The sequence below is a fragment of the Cupriavidus necator genome (genome assembly GCF_040578825.1).
GTDB classification, from domain to species: Bacteria; Pseudomonadota; Gammaproteobacteria; order Burkholderiales; family Burkholderiaceae; genus Cupriavidus; species Cupriavidus necator_E.
Genome location: NZ_JBEFLI010000015.1, coordinates 17,665 through 41,496, shown reverse-complemented (window position 1 = coordinate 41,496; position 23,832 = coordinate 17,665). Strand labels below are relative to the sequence as shown.

Genomic DNA, 23,832 nt, shown 5'->3' with positions numbered 1-23,832 from the left:
TGCCTGCTCCGAGATAGGTTGCAGGATCTGAGAAGAGAAAAAGGGATTCAGGCGCGCGCCTGGCCGTGATTCCCGCGCAGGCGGGCAAGACGTGGTGGCAAGGCGGCGCGTCGGTCGCTACCTCATACCGCCCCGGCCAGCTTCATCGCCGCGATCTGCGCCGGCGTGCGGCCCAGCCACTCGAGGATCTCGTCGGTATGCTCACCGAGCAGCGGCGAGCGTTCGACCTCCACCGGCGACGCCGACAACGTGATCGGGCAGCCGAGCTGCACGTAGTTGCCGCGCTGCGGATGCTCCAGCTCCACCAGGTAGCCGCGCTGGTACAGCGACTGGTCCTCGATCAGGTCCTTCATCGACAGGATCGGCCCGCACGGCACGTCGACTTCATTGAGCGCCGCCATCACGTCGAACTTGCTCAGCCCGCGCGTCCATTTCTCGATCACGGCAAAGCAGTCGGCCAGATGCTTGAGCCGCGCTTCCGGCGTGGCGTAGTCGGGGTTGTTGATCAGGTCCTCGCGCCCGCACAGGCGCATCAGCGGCTCCCAGCCCTGCGGCTGGATGATGACGTAGACATAGTCGTTGGGGCCGCCCGGCGCGCAACGCAGCGCCGCGCCCGGCTGGCCGCCGCCCGAGGCATTGCCCGCGCGCGGCACGTGGTCGCCGAACTCCTGATTCGGGTATTCACGCAGCGGTCCGTTGTCCAGGCGCTGCTGATCGCGCAGCTTGACGCGGCACAGGTTCAGCACCGCGTCCTGCATCGCCACCTCCACGCGCTGGCCGCGGCCGGTGTGCTCGCGCTGCAGCAGCGCGGCCAGGATACCGACCACGCAATGCACGCCCGTACCCGAGTCGCCGATCTGCGCGCCGGTCACGGTGGGCACGCCCTCGGCATCGCCCGTGGTGGAGGCCGAGCCGCCCATGCACTGCGCCACGTTCTCATACGCCTTGCAGTCCGCGTACGGCCCCGGGCCGAAGCCCTTGATCGAGGCATAGACCAGCCGCGGGTTCAGGTCTTGCAGGTGCTCCCAGTCGAAGCCGGCGCGCGCCAGCACGCCGGGCCCGAAGTTCTCGATCAGCACGTCGCTGCGCTGTACCAGGTCTTCGAGCAGCGCCTTGCCTTCGGGCGTCTTCATGTTCAGCGTCAGGCTGCGCTTGTTGGAGTTGAGCATGGTGAAGTACAGGCTGTCGGCGTTGGGCACGTCGCGCAGCTGGCTGCGGGTGATATCCCCGCGGCCCGGCATTTCCACCTTGATCACGTCCGCGCCCAGCCACGCCATCAGCTGCGTGGCCGAGGGGCCAGCCTGGACGTGGGTCATGTCCAGGATGCGAACACCTTGCAGGGCCTTGGTTTCCATTGCGGTTGTCTCCTCGGGCGATGGCTCTTAACTTACCGTTTTCGGCTGTCTTGATGACATACGGTATGTGATATATCAGAAGAGAGCAAGAGAAGATTGGCTGATTTCAGGCACTTTTTGACGGTGCGTTGCAGCAAATGCTGTCTTTAAGTATCACGTTCTCACATTGGTATATCACATACCATAGCGTGAAACGGACTAGCGTCATCCTCCGAATAAAAACGGCGGACCTTTGTCCGCCGTCGGGTACCTCTGAATGACCGCTTGTTTACTCTCTCTCGCGTGCGGGAGCAACCACGCAGCGCTGGAATCGCCTCAGCGATTCGATCGCCGCCTCAATCCAGAAAATCGCAATGCTTCTCCACGTAGTCCGCCAGGTCCAGCGAATGCTGCCGCACCAGCCGCTCAGCCAGTTCCGTATCGCGCTTTTCCAGCGCCTCGATGATGCGCAGGTGGTCAACGATCGAGCGCGCCGCGCGGTCGCTTTGCGAGATCGTCATCTTCCGGATTGCCCGCACGTGGATAAAGATATTGCGGATCGTGTCCATGATGATCTGCGACTTGGACAGTTGCACGATCGCCTGGTGGAACGCGATATTGGCGTCGGAATACTCTTCGATATGTTCGGCCGGCGTGGAATCGCGGAAGCTGTCGAACATGCGGCGCAGCTGGGCGATCTCGGCATCGGTGGCGTTCTGGGTCGCCAGCCGCGCGGCCATGCTTTCCAGCGCGGCCCACATCTGGATCATCTCGACGATCTCGCGCTTGGTCTTGCGCATGATGTAGATGCCGCGGCGGGGCACGGTGCGCAGGAAGCCCTCCTGCTCCAGCAGCGTCATGGCTTCGCGGATCGGCGTGCGGCTCACGCCCATGGCCTCGCTCAGCACCCGTTCGTCGAGCCGGATCTCTTCATGCGACTGGTAGATGTCGGCGTCGGCAATGGCTTGCCGCAGCATGGCGTAGGCCTGGTCGCGCAGGCTGGCGCCAGCGTTGATCGGTTGCACGGACAGGCCCAGGCCGGAAGGCTGAGCGATGGATTGGCTTTGCGCAGACATGAATAAGCTCGTGTGAGACCGTGGCGCGGCGGCCGGAATGGCTGCCCTCCGCATTCCCGCACAGCTTAGCAAAAAGGTCCGATTCATTACGTACCTGCATCAAGCAATGCAGGATGGTCATGTATCGGCACAGCAGCGGTGCGCGGTCTGTCGTATATGGTATATCACTATCGCTCTGCCTTCCTGCTTCGCATGCCAGCCAAGCGCAACATTGGCGCGGCCGGCGTGCGGCAGGGAACACCCAGTACTGCCGTATTCCCTGCCCGCTCCGGGTCGCAGCTCAGGCAGCCACTCAGGCCGCCAGCTTTGCCATTGCATCGCGCTGCTTGATCAGGCCCAGCACGGCATCACACATCGGCGTTGGCTCGCCGACCAGCCGGCCCATTTCCTGCACCACCGTCAGCAACGGGTCGATCTCCATGGCCCGCCCCGCTTCCAGATCCTGCAGCATCGAGGTCTTGTGCGCGCCCACGGCGCCGGCGCCGTCGATGCGCCGCTCCACGTCGACGCGGAACTTCACGCCAAAGCGCTGGGCAATGGCCTGCGCCTCCACCATCATCTGGCGCGACAGCGCGCGCGTGGCGGGGTCCGAGGTAATGACGTCGAGCGTGGCATGCGTCAGCGCGCTGATGGGGTTGAAGCACAGGTTGCCCCACAGCTTGAGCCAGATCTCGTCGCGGATGTTGTCGCGCACCGGGGCGTCCAGGTCGGCGGCCATCATCATTTCGCTGAGCCGGGTGACGCGCGCCGAGTGGCTGCCGTCCGGCTCGCCCAGCGGAAACTTCTTGCCGTAGACATGCTTGATCACACCGGGCGCAACGATCTCGGCGGCGGGATAGACCACGCAGCCGATCGCCCGCTCCGGCCCCAGCCCTTGCCACTGGCGCCCTCCGGGATCGACGCTCTCCAGCGTGCTGCCTGCCAGGTCGCCGCCATGCTTGTAGAAGTACCAGTACGGAATGCCGTTGACGCCGGTGACGATGGCGGTTTCCGGGCCCAGCAGCGGCTGCATCAGCCCGACCACGCCGGGCACCGAATGCGCCTTCAGAGTAATGAAGACATAGTCCTGCGGGCCGAGCTCGCGTGGATCGCTGGTGCAGCGCACCTGCGCCATGCGTTCTTCCCCGTCGATCAGCAGCCGGACCCCGTGCTCTCTCATCGCCGCCAGGTGCGGACCGCGCGCGACGAAGCTGACCTCCGCTCCCGCGCGCGCGAGCTGCGCCCCGACATAGCCGCCAATGGCGCCCGCGCCGTAGATACATACTTTCATTGCCTGTCTCCTTGTGGCTCGATATATGGATAATCGGGTGGTTTGATATATCACATACTATATTCCACAAAGACGCAAAAACAACCTTTATCTTTCCGGACACGCTTGTGTAAGCGACGCTGCGCTAACATGACCCCTCATGCGCCTGCGGCGGCTTCACGCCGGGCGCCAGCCTCAAAAACTGACACCCGGAGCCTTTCATGGAATCGACGCTCGCATTGCTGCAGGACCCCGCCGCCTGGGCGGCACTGGCCACCCTGGTGGCGATGGAAATCGTGCTCGGGATCGACAACCTGATCTTTATCTCGATCCTGACCAACAAGCTGCCCGAAACCATGCGCGAGAAAGCCCGCAAGATCGGTATCAGCCTGGCGCTGCTGATGCGCCTTGGCCTGCTGGCCACCATCGCCATCATCGTCAAGCTCACCGAGCCGGTGTTCACCATCATGGGCCAGGGCCTGTCGTGGCGCGACATGATCCTGATTGCCGGCGGCGCCTTCCTGGTGTGGAAGGCCACGCGTGAAATCCACCAGCACGTCAGCGCCGGCGAAGAGGGCGAGGACAACGGCACGGCCAAGGCGGTGCAGAGCTTTGCCTCGGCCATCGGGCAGATCCTGATCCTCGACCTGGTGTTTTCGATCGACAGCATCATCACCGCGGTCGGCATGACCGAGCACGTGCAGATCATGTTCGTCGCGGTGATCGCCGCAGTGATGGCGATGCTGTTCGCGGCCACGCCGCTTGCCAACTTCATCAACCGCAATCCGACCATCGTGATGCTGGCGCTGGCCTTCCTGATCATGATCGGCATGACACTGGTCGCGGAAGGACTGGGCCACCATGTGCCCAAGGGCTACATCTATACGGCGATGGCGTTCTCCGCGGGGGTCGAGGGCCTGAACATGCTGGCGCGGCGGCGTCGCCAGCACCGGCGCGAGCGCGCCGAGGCGCACTGACGCCGGGACCCGCGGCGGTGTGCCGGATGGCACACCTGCTGCTGTAACAGACGGTGTCCGAACTTTTCCGCAGCGGCGCCATCTTTTACAGTTCTGCTCAACCCGGACAAGAAAAGGACGCTGCCGCCTCATGATGAACCGCCGAACCCTGCTGGTCTCCGCCACCGCCTCTGCCGCGCTCGCCGCGCTGGGCATTACCCCGTCGGTACTGGCAGCCAGCCGGATCAAGCTCGGCGACGCCCAGCCGTTTGGCTTCGACGCCCTGATCGAGCGCGCCCGCGCGCTGGCGGGCAAGCCCTACGCGCCGCCGCCATCTCCGCCCGCCGATGTGCTGTCACGCATCGACTACGACGCCCACGGCAAGATCCGCTTCCGCACCGACGACGCCCTGTTCGCCGGGGGTCCCGGCCAGTTCCCGGTCACCTTCTTCCACCTGGGCACCTATTTCCGCACGCCAGTGCGCATGCATGTGCTCGAGCGCGGCAAGGACAAGGCTACCCGTGCGCGCGAGATCGTCTACGACGACGCCTACTTCGACATGCCGGCCGACAGCCCCGCGCACAAGCTGCCGCCGGGCAGCGGCTTTGCCGGCTTCCGCTTCCAGGAAAGCCGCCTGGGCGACCAGAAGACGCGCGACTGGCGCAAGAACGACTGGGTCGCCTTCCTGGGCGCGTCGTATTTCCGCGCCATCGGCGACCTGTACCAGTACGGGCTGTCGGCGCGCGGCATCGCCATCGACGTGGCCGAGGCGGGCAAGTCCGAGGAATTCCCGTCCTTTACCCATTTCTGGTTCGAGACGCCGGAGGGCAACACCGACACCGTCACCGTCTATGCGCTGCTCGACGGCCCCAGCATCTCCGGCGCCTATCGCTTCGTGATGCAGCGCGCCAAGGCCGTGATCATGGACGTGGAGTGCGCGCTGTTCCTGCGCAAAGACGTGGCGCGCCTGGGGCTGGCGCCGCTGACCTCGATGTACTGGTTCTCGGAAAGCAGCAAGGGCACCGCCGTCGACTGGCGTCCGGAGGTGCACGACTCCGACGGTCTCGCCCTCTGGAACGGCGCCGGCGAGCATATCTGGCGCCCGCTGAACAACCCGCCGCAGACCACCGCCTCGGCGTTTTCCGACGAGAACCCCAAGGGCTTCGGCCTGCTGCAGCGCGACCGGCTGTTCGACCACTACCAGGACGGCGTCAACTACGAGCGCCGCCCGAGCCTGTGGGTCGAGCCGCGCGACGGCTGGGGAGCCGGCTCGGTGCAGCTGGTGGAGCTGCGCACCGACGACGAGATCCACGACAACATCGTCGCCATGTGGGTGCCCAGGGCGCCCGCCAAGGCCGGCAGCACCTACCGGTTGCGCTACCGCCTGCACTGGCAGGCCGACGAGCCCTATCCGTCGCCGCTGGCACGCTGCGTTGCCACGCGCCTCGGCAATGGCGGCCAGCCCGGCCAGCCGCGGCCCAAGGGCGTGCGCAAGTTCATGGTCGAGTTCAAGGGCGCGCCGCTGGAGAAAATACCGTTCGGCGTCAAGCCCGAAGCCGTGCTGACCGCCTCGCGCGGCACCTTCTCTTACGTCTTCACGGAAGCCGTGCCCAACAACGTTCCCGGCCACTGGCGCGCCCAGTTCGACCTGACCACCGAAGGCAACCAGCCGGTCGATATCCGGTTGTTCCTGCGCCTGAACGGCAAGCCGCTGTCGGAAACCTGGCTCTACCAGTACCACCCGTTCCAGTCGCCGGCGGGCTGAAGCGCCGGGCCGGCCGCGGGGCCGCTTTGTACGATATTGCGACGCCGTGATGTCAGCCGCGCACGAGCGGGTATGATGGCTGGTTACAACAGTCACACAGCACCAGCCAGCCTCACATGATTTCTCAAGAGTTCGCCGGTGCCGCCGAGGGCGGCCAGGCTGCATCGCTCCCGCGTTCGGAGCGGGCCTACCAGCAATTGCGCGCCGCCATCCAGGCCGGCCAGCTCTCGCCCGGCACGCGGCTGCGCGAGGTGGAGCTGGCGGAATCCCTGGGCCTGTCGCGCACGCCGGTGCGCGAAGCGCTGTCGCGGCTGGAATCCGAAGGCCTGGTCGTCAACGAGCCCAACCGCGGCATGATGGTGACCCAGCTCGACGCCAGCATGGTCAGCGAGCTGTACGTGATGCGCGAAGTGCTGGAAGGCACCGCCGCCGCGCTGGCCGCGCGCCACGCCACCGATGTGGAAATCTCGCTGCTGCGGGATATCGTCGAGCGCGACCTGGCGCTGGCCGACGACCCGGACCGGCTGGCGCAGAACAACCGCCTGTTCCACGAAACCCTGCACCGCTGCGCGCATAACCGCTACCTGCTGAAGAACCTGCGCTCGCTGCATGAGTCGATGGCGCTGCTGGGGCGCACCACGCTGTCAGTGCCGGGACGCGCGCGCAGCTCGTACGAGGAACATATCGCGCTGGTGGAGGCGCTGGAACAGCGCGACCCGGCGCTGGCGGAACAGATCGCGCGCCGGCATATCCAGCAGGCCTACAAGGTGCGGCTCTCGCTCTGGATCCAGGAACAGTCAGGCAGCTGAGCCGGCGGCTGGCCGGTCAGGCCGCTGCCCGCGCCCGCGCGGTGCGCAGTGTGCCCACGCTCAGCACCGTCAGCGCCAGCAGGATCAGCACCACCGCACCCAGCGTCTGCGGCGCGATCTGCTCGCCGCCCAGCCACGCGCCCATCGCCAGCGCCACCGGCGGGTTGACGTAGACGTAGCTGGCCGACAGCGTCTGGCTGACCGTCGCTACCAGGTACATATAGGCGGAAAAAGCGACGAGCGAGCCTGCCACCACCAGGTAGACCCAGGCCCAGCCGGCCTTGGCGCTGACCGCTGCCGGCCATGGCTCCTGGCGCAGCGCCGACAGCACCATCAGCACCGCCGCGCCGATCAGCATTTCGGCGGCAAAGGCCGCGGGCCCCTGCGGCAACTCCAGCCGACGTGCCAGCTCAGAGCCGAACGACCAGCTCGCTACTGCCAGCATCAGCGCCACCACGCCGACGGTGCTGACTTGGAATTCCGCGCCCGCCGTCAACACCAGGATGCCGACGCTGCCGATCGCGATCGCAACGTACTCGTACCACTTCGGCCTGTTGCCAAAGCACGCGCCCCAGATCAGCGCAAAGATCGGCATCGACCCGATCATCACCGTGGTTGCGCCCGACGAGATGGTCTGCTCGGCAATCGCCGTCAGCCCCATGCCGCCCACCAGCAGGAACACCGCCAGCACCGCGCAGTTGCGCAGTTGCCGCCAGGTCGGCATCGGCGTGCCGCGCCACGCCAGCCAGCCGGCCAGCAGCAAGCCCGCGCACAGGAAGCGCGTGCCCGTCATGAACAGCGGCGGGAAGCTCTCCAGCGTAAAGCGGATCGCCAGGTAGGTCGTGCCCCAGACCACGTAGGTGATCAGCAGGCACAGCAGGACAAGCGGGGGCATGGTCGAGGGGGCTGGGTACAGCCATCAAAGCGAGGCATCAAAGATAGCCCTCTGCCCGTTCACGACCAAACGAAAAGGTCTGGCAAGCCATGTGAATGTTGCTCACAAAGCACGCGTACATGACAGGCAAAACAAAACCGGCCGCGTGTCGGCCCGATGCGGGCGCACGTATGACCGGTTCTGCAATGCAGCCGCGAAGGCCGCAACTACTTCGACTTGCGATCTGGCAGCAGATGCCGCCGCTTACTGCAAATTCAGTACAGCTTAGCCGTTGGCGTAGACCACCTTGGCCTTGCGGGCCTGGGTCTGCAGGCGTTCGATCGTGGCCTGGAAGGCTGCGATGGCGCGCTTCACGTCGTGGGCGAAGCCCAGGCGTTGCGTACCGAGTTCACGGTCGATCAGATCGCGTTCGAGTTGGTCAGTGAGCTTGATATCGGATTGGGTATGCATGGCTTTCTTCCTTTCGGGATTACCCTCATCGGGTTTTCCCTGATTGTAGCAAAGGAATTGTGGCAATGCAGCATTAGGCGATAGTACGTATGCGGGATTGGAACGTCTGGGGTGGGGAAGCGCGGGATGCGCCGCTTAACAGCAGTCGAAAGGGGGCGGGCGTTGTTCCCCCGCGACGCTGAAGGGAGCGTTCATCACTTTATGTCGGACCTTTTGTCCTTGCCTTCGACGGGCTGCCCGGCTCCCCGGCAAGTCCGGAAAGTCGGCCCCCACACAAGCCGGCCCGCCCAGCCTTGCTACAATCCCGTCGCATACAGAACGGCAGATACCATGGGCTTTGAAAAACTGGCAGCACTGAAAGAACAACTGGCGAAGAAGGCACAGGCCGAATCAAAGGCACAGGCCGAATCAAAGGCAGGGGCACAGCGCAAGCGCACTCCGCGCGCCGACACGCCCGCGAAGCCTGTGGACCCGGTGGTGCATTCCATTGCCCGGTTGCAGAAGCGCTTTCCCAAAGCCTTCCCGAAGAATCCCGCCCCCAAGGTGCCGCTCAAGGTTGGCACCTTCGAGGACCTCAGGCAGCATGCGACCGAGCTTTCCCTGACCGAGGAAGAATTGCGCGAAGCGATTCGTACCTGGTGCAAGGGAACGCGCTATTGGTCTTGCCTGGTGGAAGGGGCAAAACGGGTCGACCTGGACGGCCAGGAGGCCGGCGTCGTCAGCCAGACAGATGCAAAGCGGGCGCAGCAACTGAAGGGCCGTCGTCCGGGCCCTCGCCCCGCAAAGAGCGCGCCGTCGACGCCCTCGGCGTCCTCGGCGTCCTGATATCCGCCGTTCTGATTTCCGTTACTGAGTGGCCGGCCGTGCGCCGGTCCCTCTCGCGCGAAGGCGGCCGATGACTCTCAGAAACCGATACCCTTGAATCGTGACCTGGGGTCGGCTGCGGTTGGGCCCGGGGCGCTCGATGGTCACCAGTTCACGGGCAAGCGATGTCTCCACATCCGCGCCATCCAGCTCCGTGGGGTCGGGGCTGTCGTTGACCAGTACCAGCGTGGCGAATTCATGATGACTCAGCACAGTCGTCTCCTCAGCAATGGGTCTGTTTTTGCTACGGGACTTCACTACCGTCCGTGACAGCCGGTCTGGCGCGTCGCGGGGTCTGGCTGGTGGGCGTCGTATTTCGTGAGCGCGCCCGGAAAAAGCATCTTAGGTGCTGGCAGTCCGATCAATGCGGCGCAGGACCTGTCCATCGTCTTCGCTGTTTCTCGCTCTCTGCTGATTGATCGACCGACCGGACGGCCTGCGTTCAGGGCGTGGATGCGTTTCAGATCAGCGTGGGACTTTGCGTGGAGAACCCTTGCGCAAAAGCGCCTCGCAGAAACTCGACAAATACCTGCGACACGCGCGAAGCATGCGCGGAATATGGCCGGATCGCATAGAGCCATTCGCCGAAAGCACCCGTGGGATTCCACTCGGGCAAAACCTCCACGAGCCGGCCGCTTGCCAGCGCGGACTGCGCGCTGAAGTCGGGCAGCAGTGCGATGCCCAGTCCTTCGATGGCGGCATCGCGCAGGGCTTCGCTGTTGTTGACCGCCATCGGTCCGGCGACCGGCACGGTGACCGGATCGACATGCTCCTGCGTGGCCAGGCCGGGCCGCGCCGGAACAAAGGTCCAGGTCGGGGTGCCCTGGCTGCGCGGATAGTGCAGGCACGCATGCGCAGCCAGCGCTTCGGGAGCCTGCGGCACGCCGCGGTCTCTCAGGTAGGAACGGCTTGCGGCCAGCACCGTTCGCGTCGGCGCCAGGGTCCAGGCCACGTGGGTTTCGGGCGGGGCGCCCGTGTGGCGTACGGCCACGTCGAATCCCTCCACTGCCAATGACCGCAGGCGATCCGACATATCGAGTTCGAGGTGGACCTCCGGATAGGTTCGCAGGAATTCCGGCAAGCGCGGGATGAGCTGCTGCCGGGCAAACGCGACCGGTGCCGTGACCCGCAAGCGTCCGCGCGGTGCGCCCGCCAGGTCGCGCACGCTGGCAAAGCCGCTGGCGATCTGCTCGAACGCGTTCCGGGTCGAATCGACAAGCTGCCGTCCCGCCTCGGTCAGTATTGCGCTTCGCGTAGTGCGCTGCACCAGCGTCACGCCGGCGGCCTTTTCCAGGTCAGCGATATGCTGGCTCATGGACGCCTTGCTGACACCCAGCCGGGATGCGGCCTTGCTGAAGCTGCCCTGTTGGTGAAGGACCGTCAGCCAATGCAAGTGCTCCCACAGGCCCTCGACATCTCCCTGCTTCATTTTTACTCCCCTGCTCTATTGATCACACCCGCGCATCGGGGTCACACATATCCGTGCCCGGCATATGGTACAAAAATCTGAACAATGTTTTCGGCTTCAGGCGGCTACCCGGGTTCGGTGGCGCTCCCTACACTGCGGTCATCCCCTCCCATGGCGACATGGCTGACCCTTAACAGGAGAACCTTCGTGACCACCCCCTTCACCAGCACCGCTGACGTCGCGCACTTCATTGCCGGTCAACCGTTTGCCGGCACCGGCAGCCGCAGCCAGGCCGTCTTCAACCCTGCCACCGGCGCCGTCGCCAGGCATGTGCGCCTCGGCACCGGGGACGAAGTCGAGGCAGCCGTCAGCAGCGCCCTGGCGGCCTTCCCGGCGTGGGCCGATACGCCCCCGATCCGGCGCGCCCGCGTCATGCTGAAGTTCCTCGAACTGATGAACAGCCACAAGGAAGAACTGGCGGCGATCATCACGGCGGAACACGGCAAGGTGTTCAGCGATGCCCTGGGGGAAGTCAGCCGCGGCATCGATATCATCGAATTCGCCTGCGGCATCCCGCAACTGCTCAAGGGCGACTACACCGACCAGGTCTCGACCGGCATGGACAACTGGACCATGCGGCAACCGCTGGGCGTCGTGGCCGGCATTACGCCGTTCAACTTCCCATGCATGGTGCCGTGCTGGATGTTCCCGGTAGCGATCGCGGCAGGCAACTGCTTTATCCTCAAGCCGAGCGAGCGCGATCCTTCCGCGTCGCTGCTGATGGCCCGCCTGCTGCAGGAAGCCGGCCTGCCGGACGGGGTGTTCAACGTGGTCCAGGGCGACAAGGTCGTGGTGGACGCGCTGCTGCACCACCCGGACATCCGGGCCGTCAGCTTCGTCGGCTCGACGCCGATCGCCAACTACATCTATGAGACCGGCGCCAGGCTGGGCAAGCGCGTGCAGGCACTGGGCGGCGCGAAGAACCATATGGTGGTGATGCCGGACGCCGATATCGACCAGGCTGTCGATGCACTGGTGGGCGCCGGCTACGGCTCCGCCGGCGAGCGCTGCATGGCCATTTCCGTTGCGGTGCTGGTGGGCGATGTGGCCGACAAGATCGTGCCGAAGCTCGCCGAGCGCGCGAAGGCGCTGGTGATCAAGAACGGCATGGAGCCCGATGCGGAAATGGGCCCGATCGTCACCGGCCAGGCGCTCGAGCGGATCGAAGGCTATATCGCCTTGGGCGTGGAAGAAGGCGCGGAACTGCTGGTCGACGGGCGCAACTACAAGGTGCCCGGCCACGAGGGCGGGTTCTTTACCGGCGGCACCCTGTTCGACCACGTGACGCCCGACATGCGCATCTACAAGGAGGAGATCTTCGGCCCGGTGCTCTCGTGCGTGCGCGTCAAGGACTTCACCGAGGCAGTGAGGCTCGTCAATGCGCACGAATTCGGCAATGGCGTTGCTTGCTACACGCAGGACGGCAACATTGCGCGGGAGTTCGCCCGCCGGATCGAAGTCGGCATGGTGGGCATCAATGTGCCGATTCCCGTCCCGATGGCCTGGCACGGCTTCGGCGGCTGGAAGCGCAGCCTGTTCGGCGACATGCACGCGTATGGCGAAGAAGGCGTGCGGTTCTATACGCGCCAGAAGTCGGTGATGCAGCGCTGGCCGCAGAGCATCTCGAAGGGTGCCGAGTTCGCGATGCCCACCGCGCAGTAAGGCGCAACCGGCTGGCCAGGAGCGGCGAACATCACGCCGCTCCTCACCACATCAGGCGTCAGCGGCTCAGCCCGCGCGCCTCGATCGCCCACACCGCCTCCACGCGCTCGCCGCGCACGCAGACGTAGGCATCGTGCAGGTTGACGGTCGGGTCGCAATGCCCCGGTACCAGCCACAGCTTCTCGCCGAGCAGGGTCTTGCTGTCGATATCGCTGACTTCGAGCACGCCATGCTCGTCATTGGCCGCGGCGTAGTTCAGCGCCCCTTCCGCGTCGCGCGGCCACACGTGGGGCAGGCCGGAATCGACCGCCACCGACTTGAGCCCGACATCGCAGACCGCCACGCCGGGGCGCGCGGCGCTCATCACGGTGGCGGCAACGAACAGCGAATGCAACGGATGGAATTCGCCCTGCCATTCGATGGCGCCATAGTGGCCGTCGAGAAACAGGTACGAGCCCGGCTGGATCTCGGTATAGACGCCGCTGGCCAGGTCGAACTCCGCGGTGCCGGTGCCGCCGCCGGTCACCACCGGGCAGCGCAGGCCGCGGTTCTCCAGCTCGCGCACATAGGCCGCGGTGGCCTGCGCCGCGCGTTGTGCCGCCTCGCGCCGCTGCGCCCACGCTTCGATATGCTGGATGCCGCCGTGATAGCCCTGCAGGCCGCCAAAGCGCAGCGCGGGCTGGGCGTCGATGGCCTCGATCAGCGCCAGCAATGCATCCGCGGTGGCCACGCCGCAGCGGCCCTGGCCTACGTCGACTTCCGGTAAGAGCTCGATGCGCACGTCGGCGCGCGCGGCGGCGGCGCCGAGTTCGCGCACCTGCCGCACATCGTCAACGCAGGCCGACAGCCGCGTATGCGCGGCCAGCTCGGCCGCCATCGCGGCCTTGTCGGCGCCGATGAATTCATTGCTGAGGTGGATGCTGGCGATGCCGGCGGCAGCGAAGGGATAAGCCTCCGACAGCTTCTGGCAGCAGATGCCGACTGCGCCGGCGGCCACCTGCCGCTCGGCGATCGCCACCGCTTTGTGCGCCTTGGCATGCGGGCGCAACGCCACGCTTGCGTTTGCCGCCAGCTCCGCCATGCGCGCCAGGTTGGCGTCGAAGGCATCGAGATCGATCAATAGTGCCGGCGTGTGCAGCGCCGACAGCGAATGACCGACAACCGCCGCCGGCGGCGGCTTCAAACCCCTGGCTTCATGCATATTGACTCCTGGCCCGCCCGGCCCCGCGCAGACCATTGCCTATGCCTTGTTCAGCGCCGCGGCGAGCACGCGTGCGACATGGACCGCTTCAGTGTCCGCGCCATCGTGGATCTGGTGACGGCAGCTGGTGCCGTCGGCCACCACGATAGCACCGGGCGCGCGCTTGCGCACGGCAGGCAGCAGAAGCACGGTCTGCACCGGCGTAAAGGCGTCGAACGCCTTCTGGTGGCAGTGGCCGTGGACCAGCACTTGCGCGCCTTCGTTCGGCGCCAGTTGCAGTTGCAGCCGCGCTGCCTCGTGCTCGCGCACCAGGAACTCCTCCCACAGCGCTTTCTGCGCGGCGGGCTGCGGCATGCGCACCACCGAGCCGTCCATTAGAATGCGATGGACCGCCAATCAGAGGGTATTGCATGCAAAATTCGGAAGGCGCCGATACCGCGCCCGCGCTGGTCCTGCCCCGGGTGATGCGCCAGCGGCTGCACGACACCGTGGTCGACCACCTGCGCAACTTCATCGTCGAAGGCGCGCTGGCCCCGGGCATGAAGCTCAACGAGCGCGAACTGTGCGAGACGCTGGGCATCTCGCGCACGCCGCTGCGCGAGGCGCTGAAGGTGCTCGCCGCCGAAGGGCTGATCGAGATCTCGCCCAACCGCGGCGCGAGCGTGTCACGGATGAGCGAGGCCGAGGCGTGGGAAACGTTCGAGCTGATGAGCGGCCTGGAGGCCTTCGCCGGCGAGCTGGCCTGCGAGCGCATCACGCCGCAGGAGCTGGCCGAGATCAAGGCGCTGCACTACGCGATGCTGGCCTGCCGCGCGCAGAACGACCTGCCCGGCTACTACAGCCGCAACCAGGAGATCCACGACCGCATCAACGCCGCCGCGCGCAACCAGGTGCTGCGCCAGACCTACCTGACGCTGAACCGGCGCCTCAAGGCGATGCGCTTTCGCTCCAACCAGCTGCCCGACAAGTGGGACCGCGCGGTGCACGACCACGAGGAAATGCTGCGCGCGCTGGAAGCGCGCGACGGCAGGCGGCTGGCGGCCATCCTGCGCCAGCACCTGCTGGACAAGCGGGCCGCCGTGATGCAGCTCCAGCAGGGCCCGGCCGGCGGCGCGCCAGCGGGGCCGGACGCCTGAAGCCGGGCGCCCGGCTTGCCGCTGAAGTGGCTTACCGGCGCGTCGCCAGCAGCCGGTAGCCGCGGCCGCAATGCTCGGTGGCCGCGGCGCGGGCCTCGTCCGGATCGTCGAACAGGCCGGCCTGCGCGATCGACGGCACCAGCACCGCCTCACCCGCTTCGGCACCGAGGAAGCGCCCGTCGCGGGCCTGGACGATATACAGCACATTGCCCGCCAGCGCACCTACCTGCTGGCGTTGGCCCGAAGACTGACCGAGCCGCCGCTCGCGCGGCTGCGGACGCTGGCCGGATCCTTCGCGCCGGCCTTCGCCCTTGGCACTGTCCTCGCCGTTGCCCGCGCCGCGCGCGACCTGGATGTTGTTGCGGACCTCGTTGACGCCGAGCACATCCTCGGCCATCTCCTCGATCCTGAACTTGACGCTGCGGTCGGCCACGGTGCCGGCCAGCGTGACGATGCCCGAGCCGACATCGACGGTCACGTCCGAGATGTCCTCGTCGGAGCGGGCCAGCCGCTCGCACAGCTCGTCGCGGATGCGCGCATCGGGGCGCTGGTAGTTCTTGGGCAGCCGGCGCGATGCCCACCGCGCAGCGCGGCCGGGCCGGTAGCTGTCTTCCGGGCCTTCGCCGCCTTCTTCGCCATAGCGCGCCTGCCCGTAACCGAAGGCCGAGCCGCCGGTGTCGCCGCTGCGCCAGTGGTGGGCCTGGCGGGTGTCGTCGGGCTCACCGTAGCCGCGGTGTCGCCATGTTTCCCTGATTTCGGCCGGTGGATAGTCTTTCATGGATTGCCTCCGATCTGACGTCATTGTCTGGTATCGGTAGCATCAACCATGCCGTCCGGCGAGCCTCATATGCAGCCACACCGGCAGGCGCAAGCTGACAGCGGCAGCGAAGTTTTTACATGGTAGCCGCGGCGCCTTCGACGGGCCGGTCGAGGTATTGCCCGACGATGCGGACCAGCAGCGGCAGCTTGCCGGTAAAGAAGTGATCCGCGCCAGGAACCACCACCACCGGCAGCGCCTGCGGACGCGCCCAGTCAAACAGTGCGCCAAGCCCGGCGCGTTCGTCCTGCTCGCCGTGCACCAGCAGGCAGTCGGCGGGCACGGCCGGCGTGTCATAGCTGCGATGGCCCTTGACCATGCCATACGGCGTGCCGGCCAGCACCAGGTGGCGGATCGGCACCCCCTGCGCCGCCAGTGTGGCGGCAACATGCGCCATCACGAAGGCGCCGAAGGAGAAGCCCGCCACTGCCAGCGGCAGGCCGGGATGCGCGTCGCGCAGGTGGGCGATCACGGCCAGCATGTCCTGCGCCTCGCCGCGGCCCTGGTCGTGCTCGCCGCCAGAGCCTGCGACACCGCGGAAATTCGGTCGCACGGTCAGGAAGCCGCGCGCCACCAGCGCCTTCGCCAACTGGTGCGGTACCTTGTGCGTGGCCGAGCCGCCCAGCAGCGGATGCGGGTGCCCCACCACCGCAATGCCGCGCGGCGCGCCGGCGGGCCGGTCGACCAGCATCTCGATCTGCCCGGCCTCGCCGCCGAGTTCTGCCTTTTCCGTGCGCGACGGAACTGCCATGCCACCTCCTGGTGATCACGATGGGCCGCCTGGCGGCCCGCAAACCGAGATGGTAATGCGATCGCGGCGATGGTGCCGGCTTGCGGCCCCGATCGGACGAATGCGGAACGAATCTGAGCCGAATCCGAGGAATTTTCCCACGCGGTGCGCCATGCGCCGCATCGCAAGGCCGTGTGATCCGCACGTTTTCGTATAATTCCGGGCTGCGGCAAGCCGGTTTCTGACGGGCGGTGCCGCCATCGGTCAGCACACCCCGTGCCACGCATCCCCGGCCGCGCTTCGTGCTGACCAGATTTCGCCGAAGCGGATGGCCGGCGAGCGGCCGTCCCTTCCCCTGTTCATCGCCGGTGTCCCGGCAGTTCCGCATCCGATCGCCGCCGCGCTGCGTGGCCCCGCACACACAGCTTGCGCGCGCGTTCCCGTTTCGATGCCGGGGCCGCCGGAAGCCGTCACCCTCCGACGAGATTCCGCCATGAGCAAAGCTTCACGGCTCGCACTGGGCCTTGCGCTCGCTGCGCTATGCCACCTGATGCCGGCCACGCTGCCGGCCGCCGTCGCCGCCCCGGCTTCCGATGTGGTCTCCGAGGCCGAGGCGCAGCAAGTGCCGGCCCTCACGCATGCCGAGGCCACCGCCGAACTCAAGCGCCTGCAGACCGAGCAGGACCGCATCAAGCAAGAGGCCTCGGATCCGGATGGCGATACCAAGCTGCACGACCTCGAGCAGACGCTGCACAAGCTCGATACCGATGTCGACAACCTGAGTTCGGCGCTGACGCCGCAGCGCGCGCAGCTCCAGGCGCAGCTCGACGTGCTGGGCCCGCCGCCGACCGACGGCATCACGAAGGAGGCGCCGGCCGTGGTGCGCCAGCGTGCCGAGCTCAACGCGCGCCGGATGCAACTGGACGCGCAACTGAAGCAGGCCGCCGAGAGCAAGGAAAATATCGCCAACCTGGGCGAGCAGCTCGGCCGGCTGCAGCGCAGCCACCTGAAAAACCAGCTCGCGCTGCGCTCCGAGAGCATCGTCAATCCGCAGTTCTGGCAGCCGCTGTTCAGCCCCACGCCGGAAGACCGCGCGCGCATGGACCGCTTCCAGGACCAGGTGGTGCCCATGGTGCAGCTTGCCTGGCAGCCGTCGCAGCGCGCGGCCACCATCGCCTTGCTGCTGCTGGCGCTGGCGGTCTGGTTGCTGGGCCGGCGCCTGGCCGAGCGCGCGCTGGCGTGGTTCTGCCTGACCAAATTACCCGAAACGCGGCTGCGCCGCAGCGCTTTGGCGCTGGCGACCACGCTGGCGACAGTGGCCACCACCGGGCTTGCGGTGCAGCTCGTCTACAACGCCTTTACGCGCCACTACGAACTGCCGCCGGACCTGATGGAGCTGTACGGCCAGTTGGCCAAGCTGACGCTGACCAGCGCGCTGATCGCCGGGCTGGGCCGCGCGCTGCTGTGCACGCGCCATCCTTCGTGGCGCCTGCCGGCGCTGGCCGATCCGGTGGCGCTGGCGATGAAGCCCTTCCCCGCGGTGCTGGCCGGCCTGTTGCTGCTGGCCGGCACGCTGGAGACCGTGAACCGGATTGCCGATACCAGCGTGCAGGTCACGCTGCTAGGGCGCGGCCTGGTGTCGCTGGTGGTGGTGCTGACCATCGGCGCGGCGCTGCTGCGCGCGAACCGCGTGCGCAACGTGCTGGCCGCGGCAGGCGAGCGGCCCGAGGCGCGCGCCACGCTGGCGGGCATGATCCACGCGGGCGTCTCGCTGATCGTGATCGTGTCGCTGGTGGCGCTGCTGGCCGGCTATATCAGCTTTGCGCGCTTCCTGACCTATGAGCTGGTCTGGTTCGACATCGTGCTGTGCAGCCTGTACCTGCTGACGCAGGTCACGCGCGACGTCGTCGAAGCCCTGCTCTCCACCAACCACGCCAGCGGCCGTGTGATCAAGCAGCTCTTCGGCGTCGACGACTCTCACATGGAGCAGGCGTCCACCATCCTGTCGGGCATCGGCGCCAGCGTGCTGCTGCTGATGGCGGTGCTGGCGCTGCTGACCGGGGGCTTCGGCACCACGCCGGCGGACCTGCTCAACAGCCTGCTGATGGTGCTGGGCGGCGACAAGCTGCACAGCCTCAACATCATGCCGGACCGCATCCTGAATGCGGTGATCGCGCTGGCCGTGGGCATCTGGCTGCTGCGCTCGGTGCGGCGCTGGCTCGATGCCGAGCTGCTGCCCAAGGTGTGCCGCGAGCAGGGGTTGCGCGCCTCGCTGATCACGCTGTACAGCAATGTCGGCTATGTGCTGCTGGTGCTGCTGACGCTGTCGCTGCTGGGCGTGCGCTGGGACAACCTGGCGTGGATCGTCAGCGCGCTGTCGGTGGGCATCGGCTTCGGCCTGCAGGAGATCGTCAAGAACTTTGTCTCCGGCCTGATCCTGCTGACCGAGCGGCCGGTCAAGGTGGGCGACATGGTCAGCATTGCCGGCGTGGAAGGCGATATCCGCCGCATCAACGTGCGCGCCACCGAGATCCAGCTCGGCGACCGCTCCACCGTGATCGTGCCCAACTCGCAGCTGATCTCGCAGAACCTGCGCAACGTGACCATGAGCAACAGCACGCAGGGCGTGGCGTCGCTGCAGCTGACGTTCCCGCTCAACACCGATCCGGAACAGTTGCGCGACCTGCTGCTCGACGTCTATCACAAGAACGAGACGATCCTCGACGTGCCCGCGCCGTCGGTGATGTTCAGCCAGCTCGCGCCCAACGGCATCACGCTGTCGGTGACCGGCTACGTCATCAGCCCGCGCATCGCGGCCAATACGCGCAGCGACCTGCTGTTCGAGATCCTCAAGCGGCTGCGCGCAGCGGGCATTTCGCTGTCGGTGCCGCAGTCGCTGCGGCTGGAGAACCTGCCGCCGGCGTTCGGCGAACCCCCTCAGCAGCTTGCGGCGGGCTGATGCTCCCCGGGGCGATCCTTGACGGTGCCGGCACGCCCCCGGCACCGCGGTGGTCCTTGTCAGGCACTTTGCCTGCCCCCGGGAGCGGTGTGGGGGTGGATGTGTTAAAGCTGCCGTTACAAAGCTAACAAGTCACGCCCTGCCGCGAAACACCTTGGCTGCCGCTTTGCGTGCATCATTCCTGCACAAGCTGCATAACCAGGAGTCCGATATGCGCCCCTCTACCCGAATCGTCTCTGCGGTGGCCCTTTGCGTCGCCCTGGCGGCTGCCGGTCCCGCGTCCGCGCGCGGCCGTCACCACCACGGCGGCGGGTCGAATGCCGGCGCGATGCTGGCGGTCGGTGCCCTGGTCGGCCTGGCCTTCGGCGCGGCCCTGGCCTCGCAGCCGGTGGTTGCCGCGCCCGTCGCGGTCGCGCCACCGGTCCACTATGAGCCGGCCCCGGTCTCGTACGCTCCCCCGGCAGTGCCTCCGGGCTACTGCTACCGCGACTACGACCGCGCCTACGTTCCGTGCGGCCCGCAGCCTTCGGGCTATTACCAGCAGGCCCCGTACTACGGCTACTAAGGCCATTGAGCCATGCCGGTCGACCGCGACTACTTCGCCCGGCTGTACGGCCGCAACGAAGATCCATGGGGCATCGGCACGCGCTGGTATGAAGCGCGCAAGCGTGCGCTGCTGCTGGCGACGCTGCCGCGCGAACGCTTCGCGCGCGCCTTCGAACCCGGCTGCGGCGGCGGCCACCTGAGCATCGAACTGGCGCCGCGCTGCGATCAACTGGTAGCGATGGAACTGGCCGATGCCGCCGCCGAGCAGGCGCGGCAGCGGCTGGCGGCATTTCCGCAGGCGCAGGTGCTGACCGGCGAGCTGCCGCAGCACTGGCCGGCCGGTACCTTCGACCTGATGGTGTTCTCCGAGCTGGGCTACTACTTCCCCAAGTCCGACTGGAACGAGGTGGCGGCGCAGGCCGCGGCAGCGCTGGCCGATGACGGCGTCATCGTCGCCTGCCATTTCCGGCATCCGTTTGCCGAGCAGCAGATCACGGCACAGGCGGTGCATGATGCGTTGGGCAAGCAGCCAGGGCTGTTCCATCATGTGCATCATGAAGAGCCGGATTTCATGCTGGATTTGTGGTCGCGGCGGGAGGATGGGCGGCTGGCTTGAGGCTGGAGTCTGACGGGAAAAACAAAAACGCCCCATGCATCGCATGGGGCGTTTTTGTTTGAAGCGGGCAAACATTCCGGCAAAAAAGCCTGCGTTGCCTGCCGTTCCCTCGCGAACGCGCCCCTCTCCCGCAGGCGGGAGGGGAGGCAAACAAGCGGTAGCTCAGGAACAGGCCAGCATCACACCGGCACATCCCTGGTCGGATCCGGCTTCCGGTCATCGAACCACCGGTACAACGTCGGCACCATCACCAGCGTCAGCAGCGTCGACGTAATCAGCCCGCCGATCACCACCACCGCCAGCGGCCGCTGCACCTCCGAGCCAGGCCCCGTAGAGAACAGGAACGGCACCAGCCCCAGCATCGCAATGGTCGCCGTCATCATCACCGGCCGGAACCGCTGCGTCGCGCCCTGCACCACCGCGTCATCGAGCGACAAACCCGAATCGCGCAGCGAGCGGATATACGACACCAGCACCACCCCGTTCAGCACCGCCATCCCCCACAGCGCGATAAAGCCCACCGAGGCCGGCACCGACAGGTATTCACCCGTCACGAACAGCCCGATGATGCCGCCGATCGATGCAAAGGGCAGCACCGTGATGATCAGCGTGGCAAAGCGCAGCGAGTTGAACAGCAGGAACAGCAGGAAGAAGATCGCGGCGATGGTCACCGGCACGATGATCTTCAGGTGGCCCATCGCGCGTTCCATGTTCTGGAACTGGCCGCCCCACTCCAGGTAGTACCCTTCCGGCAGCTTGACCTTGCTGCCGGCGGCCTGCTGCAGCTCGGCCACGAAGCCGCCGAGGTCGCGGTCCTTCACGTTGATCATCACCACCACGCGGCGCTTGGCCATTTCGCGGCTGATCTGCGCCGGGCCGTCGTTGACCTCGATCTTCGCCACACTCTGCAGCGGCACCTGCATGCCGTTGGGCGTTGCCACCAGCAACTGGCGGATCGCCTGCACGTTGCCCCGGAACTCATCCGGCAGGCGCACCGCTGCGGCAAAGCGGCGTTCGCCTTCGAAGATGTCCGTGGCACGCTTGCCGCCGATCGCGATCTCGATCACGTCATGGATGTCCGACACGTTGAGCCCGTAGCGCGCGATCGCCTGGCGGTCGATCTCGATCGACAGGTATTGCTGCCCCGACACGCGCTCGATGCGGATGTCCTGCGAGCCCTGGATGCCGCCGGCCACGCGCGAGATCTCGCCCGCCAGCTCGCGCAGCTTGTCCAGGTCGTCGCCGAACACCTTCACCGCCACGTCCGAGCGCACGCCGCTGACCATCTCGTCGACGCGGTCCGAGATCGGCTGCGCCATCACGATCTGCACGCCGGGGATGGCCTTGAGCTTCTCGCGGATAGCGTTGGCGATATCGTCCTGGGTCCAGCCGTCGGGCCACTGGTCGCGGTCCTTCAGGCTGGCGATCGGCGTCGATTCGTTCTGGCCCTGCGGATCGGCCGGGCTTTCGCCGCGGCCCACGCCGGACACCACCGACTTCACGCCCGGCACGCCCAGCACCAGCTTGTTGGCCTCCTTCTCCAGCTTGATCGACTCTTCCAGCGAGATATTGGGCACGCGGTCGATCGCGGGCACGATCGAGCCCTCCTTCATCTCCGGGATAAACGAGGTACCCAGCAGCGGCACGATCAGCAGCGTGGCGACGAACGCTCCCACCGCGCTGATCACGGTCTTGCGGCTGTTGCCCAGCGCCCAGTGCAGCATGCGCAGGTAGTGGCGCTTCATGAACGCGATCACGCGCGTGTCATGCTCGGCGCCACCCTTGAGCAGGTACGACGACAGCACCGGCGACAGCGTCAGCGACAGGAACAGCGAGATCGCCAGCGCGATCGAGATGGTGAACGCCAGCGGCGCGAACATCTTGCCTTCCATGCCCGACAGCGTCATCAGCGGCAGGAACACCAGGATGATGATGCCCACGCCGACGATCACCGGCGTGGCCACTTCCTGCACCGCCTTGACCAGGATCTCGGTCTTGCTGAGCCCGGGCTCCTTGTGCCCTAACCGCTCGAACGCGTTCTCCACCACCACCACTGACCCGTCCACCATCAGGCCGATGGCGATCGCCAGGCCCCCGAGCGACATCAGGTTGGCCGACAGGCCTACCTGGTTCATCACCATGAAGGTCAGCAATGGCGTCAGCACCAGCGTGGCCAGCACGATGACCGACGAACGCACGTCACCCAGGAACAGGAACAGCACGATCACCACCAGCACCACGCCTTCGAGCAGCACCTTGGTCACTGTCCACAGCGCGGCGTCGACCAGTTCGCTGCGGTCGTAGTAAGGCACGATCTGCAGCTTGCCCGGCAGCATGCCGCGCTCGTTGATCTCCGACACGCGTTCCTTGACGCGGCTGACCACCTCCTTGGCATTGCCGCCGCGCATCATCATGACGATGCCGCCGACCGCCTCGGTCTGGCCGTTCTTGACCAGCGCGCCCTGCCGCACTTCGTGCCCGATGGTGACGTTGGCCACGTCGCGCAGGTACACCGGCGTGCCGTTGACCTCCTTGAGCACGATGCTGCCCAGGTCATCGACGCCCTTGGCCAGACCCACGCCGCGGATCAGGTACTGCTCGGCGTAGTGCGGCAGCACGCCGCCGCCTGAGTTGGCGTTGTTGCGCGCCAGCGCCTGGTAGACCTGCTGCACCGAGATATCGTAGTGGCGCATGCGCTCCGGGTTGACCAGCGCCTGGTACTGGCGCACATAGCCACCCTGCGAGTTGATCTCGGCCACGCCCGGGATCGAGCGCAGCAGCGGACGCACTACCCAGTCCTGGGCGATGCGGCGCTCGGCCAGCTCTTCCTGCGTCAGTTCGCGGTTGCCGTCGTCGGCGCGGTCCAGTGTGTACTGGTAGACCTCGCCCAGGCCGGTCGAGACCGGCCCCAGCACCGGCGTCACCCCTTCCGGCATGCGCCCGCCCACTTCGATCAGGCGTTCCATCACCAGCTGGCGCGCGAAATACACGTCGGTGGCATCGGTGAACACCAGCGTAATCAGCGACAAGCCCGCCTTGTTCAGCGAGCGCATCTCTTCCAGGCCGGGCAGGCCCGTCATCGCCATTTCAATCGGCACGGTGACAAAGCGCTCCACCTCCTCGGGCGAGCGGCCCGTGGCTTCGGTAGCGATCTGCACCTGCACGTTGGTCACATCGGGGAAGGCGTCCACCGACAGCTTGGTGGCGGCGTTCAGTCCGAAGAACAGCAGCACCACGGAAATCACGCACACCACCAGCCGCTGCTTGATGGCGGCTTCAACCAGGGATTTCATCATGGC

At 66.5% G+C, this 23,832-nt stretch carries 19 protein-coding genes and 1 pseudogene; 9 read left to right on the top strand and 11 right to left on the bottom strand.

Annotated elements, in window-relative coordinates:
* Nucleotides 1–122 precede the first annotated feature (122 nt).
* From frc to AB1I47_RS10215, 3 genes are all read right to left on the bottom strand, one after another.
* Nucleotides 123–1,355: a formyl-CoA transferase gene (frc, locus tag AB1I47_RS10225; protein WP_354683636.1), complete on the bottom strand. Its 1,233-nt coding sequence runs from the start codon at nucleotides 1,353–1,355 to the stop codon at nucleotides 123–125.
* A 335-nt stretch (nucleotides 1,356–1,690) separates the two neighbouring features.
* Complete coding sequence (locus AB1I47_RS10220; protein ID WP_354683635.1) at nucleotides 1,691–2,410, bottom strand: GntR family transcriptional regulator; 720 nt, start codon at nucleotides 2,408–2,410, stop codon at nucleotides 1,691–1,693.
* 292 nt (nucleotides 2,411–2,702) lie between these two features.
* Nucleotides 2,703–3,680 carry a 2-dehydropantoate 2-reductase gene (locus tag AB1I47_RS10215; protein ID WP_354683634.1) on the bottom strand — a complete coding sequence of 326 codons (978 nt, stop codon included), beginning with the start codon at nucleotides 3,678–3,680 and terminating at the stop codon, nucleotides 2,703–2,705.
* 200 nt (nucleotides 3,681–3,880) lie between these two features.
* Here AB1I47_RS10215 and AB1I47_RS10210 point away from each other — a divergent pair, with 200 nt between their 5' ends.
* The 3 genes from AB1I47_RS10210 (at nucleotide 3,881) to AB1I47_RS10200 (ending at nucleotide 7,189) form a co-directional block, all read left to right on the top strand.
* Nucleotides 3,881–4,636 (top strand): TerC family protein, encoded by a 756-nt coding sequence (locus tag AB1I47_RS10210; RefSeq protein ID WP_354683633.1) that lies wholly within the window; start codon nucleotides 3,881–3,883, stop codon nucleotides 4,634–4,636.
* A gap of 130 nt (nucleotides 4,637–4,766) precedes the next feature.
* A complete protein-coding gene (locus AB1I47_RS10205; protein ID WP_354683632.1) occupies nucleotides 4,767–6,380 on the top strand; it encodes an OpgD/OpgG family glucan biosynthesis protein in 1,614 nt (537 codons plus the stop codon).
* Between the two features lie 116 nt (nucleotides 6,381–6,496).
* Nucleotides 6,497–7,189, top strand: coding sequence for a GntR family transcriptional regulator (locus AB1I47_RS10200; protein WP_354683631.1), 693 nt, complete (start codon nucleotides 6,497–6,499; stop codon nucleotides 7,187–7,189).
* A 16-nt stretch (nucleotides 7,190–7,205) separates the two neighbouring features.
* Here the strand turns inward: AB1I47_RS10200 and yedA are convergent, their stop codons facing one another.
* The gene (gene yedA / locus AB1I47_RS10195; RefSeq protein WP_354683630.1) at nucleotides 7,206–8,084 is read right to left on the bottom strand and encodes a drug/metabolite exporter YedA; all 879 of its coding nucleotides are present in this window, start codon (nucleotides 8,082–8,084) and stop codon (nucleotides 7,206–7,208) included.
* A gap of 264 nt (nucleotides 8,085–8,348) precedes the next feature.
* Nucleotides 8,349–8,534: a hypothetical protein gene (locus AB1I47_RS10190; RefSeq protein ID WP_354683629.1), complete on the bottom strand. Its 186-nt coding sequence runs from the start codon at nucleotides 8,532–8,534 to the stop codon at nucleotides 8,349–8,351.
* A 330-nt stretch (nucleotides 8,535–8,864) separates the two neighbouring features.
* Here AB1I47_RS10190 and AB1I47_RS10185 point away from each other — a divergent pair, with 330 nt between their 5' ends.
* On the top strand, nucleotides 8,865–9,359 hold the full coding sequence (locus AB1I47_RS10185) for a ProQ/FinO family protein (protein ID WP_354683628.1): 495 nt from the start codon (nucleotides 8,865–8,867) through the stop codon (nucleotides 9,357–9,359).
* A 499-nt stretch (nucleotides 9,360–9,858) separates the two neighbouring features.
* Here AB1I47_RS10185 and AB1I47_RS10180 read toward each other — a convergent pair whose 3' ends face one another.
* Entirely contained in the window at nucleotides 9,859–10,827 is a 969-nt protein-coding gene (locus tag AB1I47_RS10180) for a LysR family transcriptional regulator (RefSeq protein WP_354683627.1), read from the bottom strand.
* A gap of 186 nt (nucleotides 10,828–11,013) precedes the next feature.
* Between AB1I47_RS10180 and AB1I47_RS10175 the strand changes: the two genes are divergently transcribed.
* Nucleotides 11,014–12,528 (top strand): CoA-acylating methylmalonate-semialdehyde dehydrogenase, encoded by a 1,515-nt coding sequence (locus AB1I47_RS10175; RefSeq protein WP_354683626.1) that lies wholly within the window; start codon nucleotides 11,014–11,016, stop codon nucleotides 12,526–12,528.
* 58 nt (nucleotides 12,529–12,586) lie between these two features.
* Here the strand turns inward: AB1I47_RS10175 and AB1I47_RS10170 are convergent, their stop codons facing one another.
* Both AB1I47_RS10170 and AB1I47_RS10165 read right to left on the bottom strand, forming a co-directional pair.
* Nucleotides 12,587–13,729, bottom strand: a complete 1,143-nt coding sequence (locus tag AB1I47_RS10170; RefSeq protein ID WP_354683625.1) for a DSD1 family PLP-dependent enzyme — start codon at nucleotides 13,727–13,729, stop codon at nucleotides 12,587–12,589.
* A gap of 39 nt (nucleotides 13,730–13,768) precedes the next feature.
* Nucleotides 13,769–14,056: pseudogene (locus AB1I47_RS10165) on the bottom strand (hypothetical protein); the annotation flags it as partial.
* Nucleotides 14,057–14,139: 83 nt separating this feature from the next.
* Here AB1I47_RS10165 and AB1I47_RS10160 point away from each other — a divergent pair.
* Nucleotides 14,140–14,865: a GntR family transcriptional regulator gene (locus tag AB1I47_RS10160; RefSeq protein WP_354683624.1), complete on the top strand. Its 726-nt coding sequence runs from the start codon at nucleotides 14,140–14,142 to the stop codon at nucleotides 14,863–14,865.
* 31 nt (nucleotides 14,866–14,896) lie between these two features.
* On the opposite strand, the gene AB1I47_RS10155 is transcribed toward AB1I47_RS10160, so the two are convergent.
* Together AB1I47_RS10155 and AB1I47_RS10150 are read right to left on the bottom strand one after the other, a co-directional pair.
* Entirely contained in the window at nucleotides 14,897–15,643 is a 747-nt protein-coding gene (locus AB1I47_RS10155; RefSeq protein ID WP_354683623.1) for a BON domain-containing protein, read from the bottom strand.
* A gap of 115 nt (nucleotides 15,644–15,758) precedes the next feature.
* Complete coding sequence (locus AB1I47_RS10150) at nucleotides 15,759–16,433, bottom strand: alpha/beta hydrolase (protein ID WP_354683622.1); 675 nt, start codon at nucleotides 16,431–16,433, stop codon at nucleotides 15,759–15,761.
* Between the two features lie 472 nt (nucleotides 16,434–16,905).
* On the opposite strand from AB1I47_RS10150, the gene AB1I47_RS10145 reads away from it, so the two are divergent.
* The 3 genes from AB1I47_RS10145 (at nucleotide 16,906) to AB1I47_RS10135 (ending at nucleotide 20,533) form a co-directional block, all read left to right on the top strand.
* Nucleotides 16,906–19,371, top strand: coding sequence for a DUF3772 domain-containing protein (locus AB1I47_RS10145; RefSeq protein WP_354683621.1), 2,466 nt, complete (start codon nucleotides 16,906–16,908; stop codon nucleotides 19,369–19,371).
* A gap of 211 nt (nucleotides 19,372–19,582) precedes the next feature.
* Entirely contained in the window at nucleotides 19,583–19,936 is a 354-nt protein-coding gene (locus AB1I47_RS10140; protein ID WP_354683687.1) for a mechanosensitive ion channel protein MscS, read from the top strand.
* A gap of 12 nt (nucleotides 19,937–19,948) precedes the next feature.
* Nucleotides 19,949–20,533, top strand: coding sequence for a methyltransferase domain-containing protein (locus tag AB1I47_RS10135; RefSeq protein ID WP_354683620.1), 585 nt, complete (start codon nucleotides 19,949–19,951; stop codon nucleotides 20,531–20,533).
* Between the two features lie 179 nt (nucleotides 20,534–20,712).
* Here the strand turns inward: AB1I47_RS10135 and AB1I47_RS10130 are convergent, their stop codons facing one another.
* A complete protein-coding gene (locus AB1I47_RS10130) occupies nucleotides 20,713–23,829 on the bottom strand; it encodes an efflux RND transporter permease subunit (RefSeq protein ID WP_354683619.1) in 3,117 nt (1,038 codons plus the stop codon).
* Nucleotides 23,830–23,832: the final 3 nt, after the last annotated feature.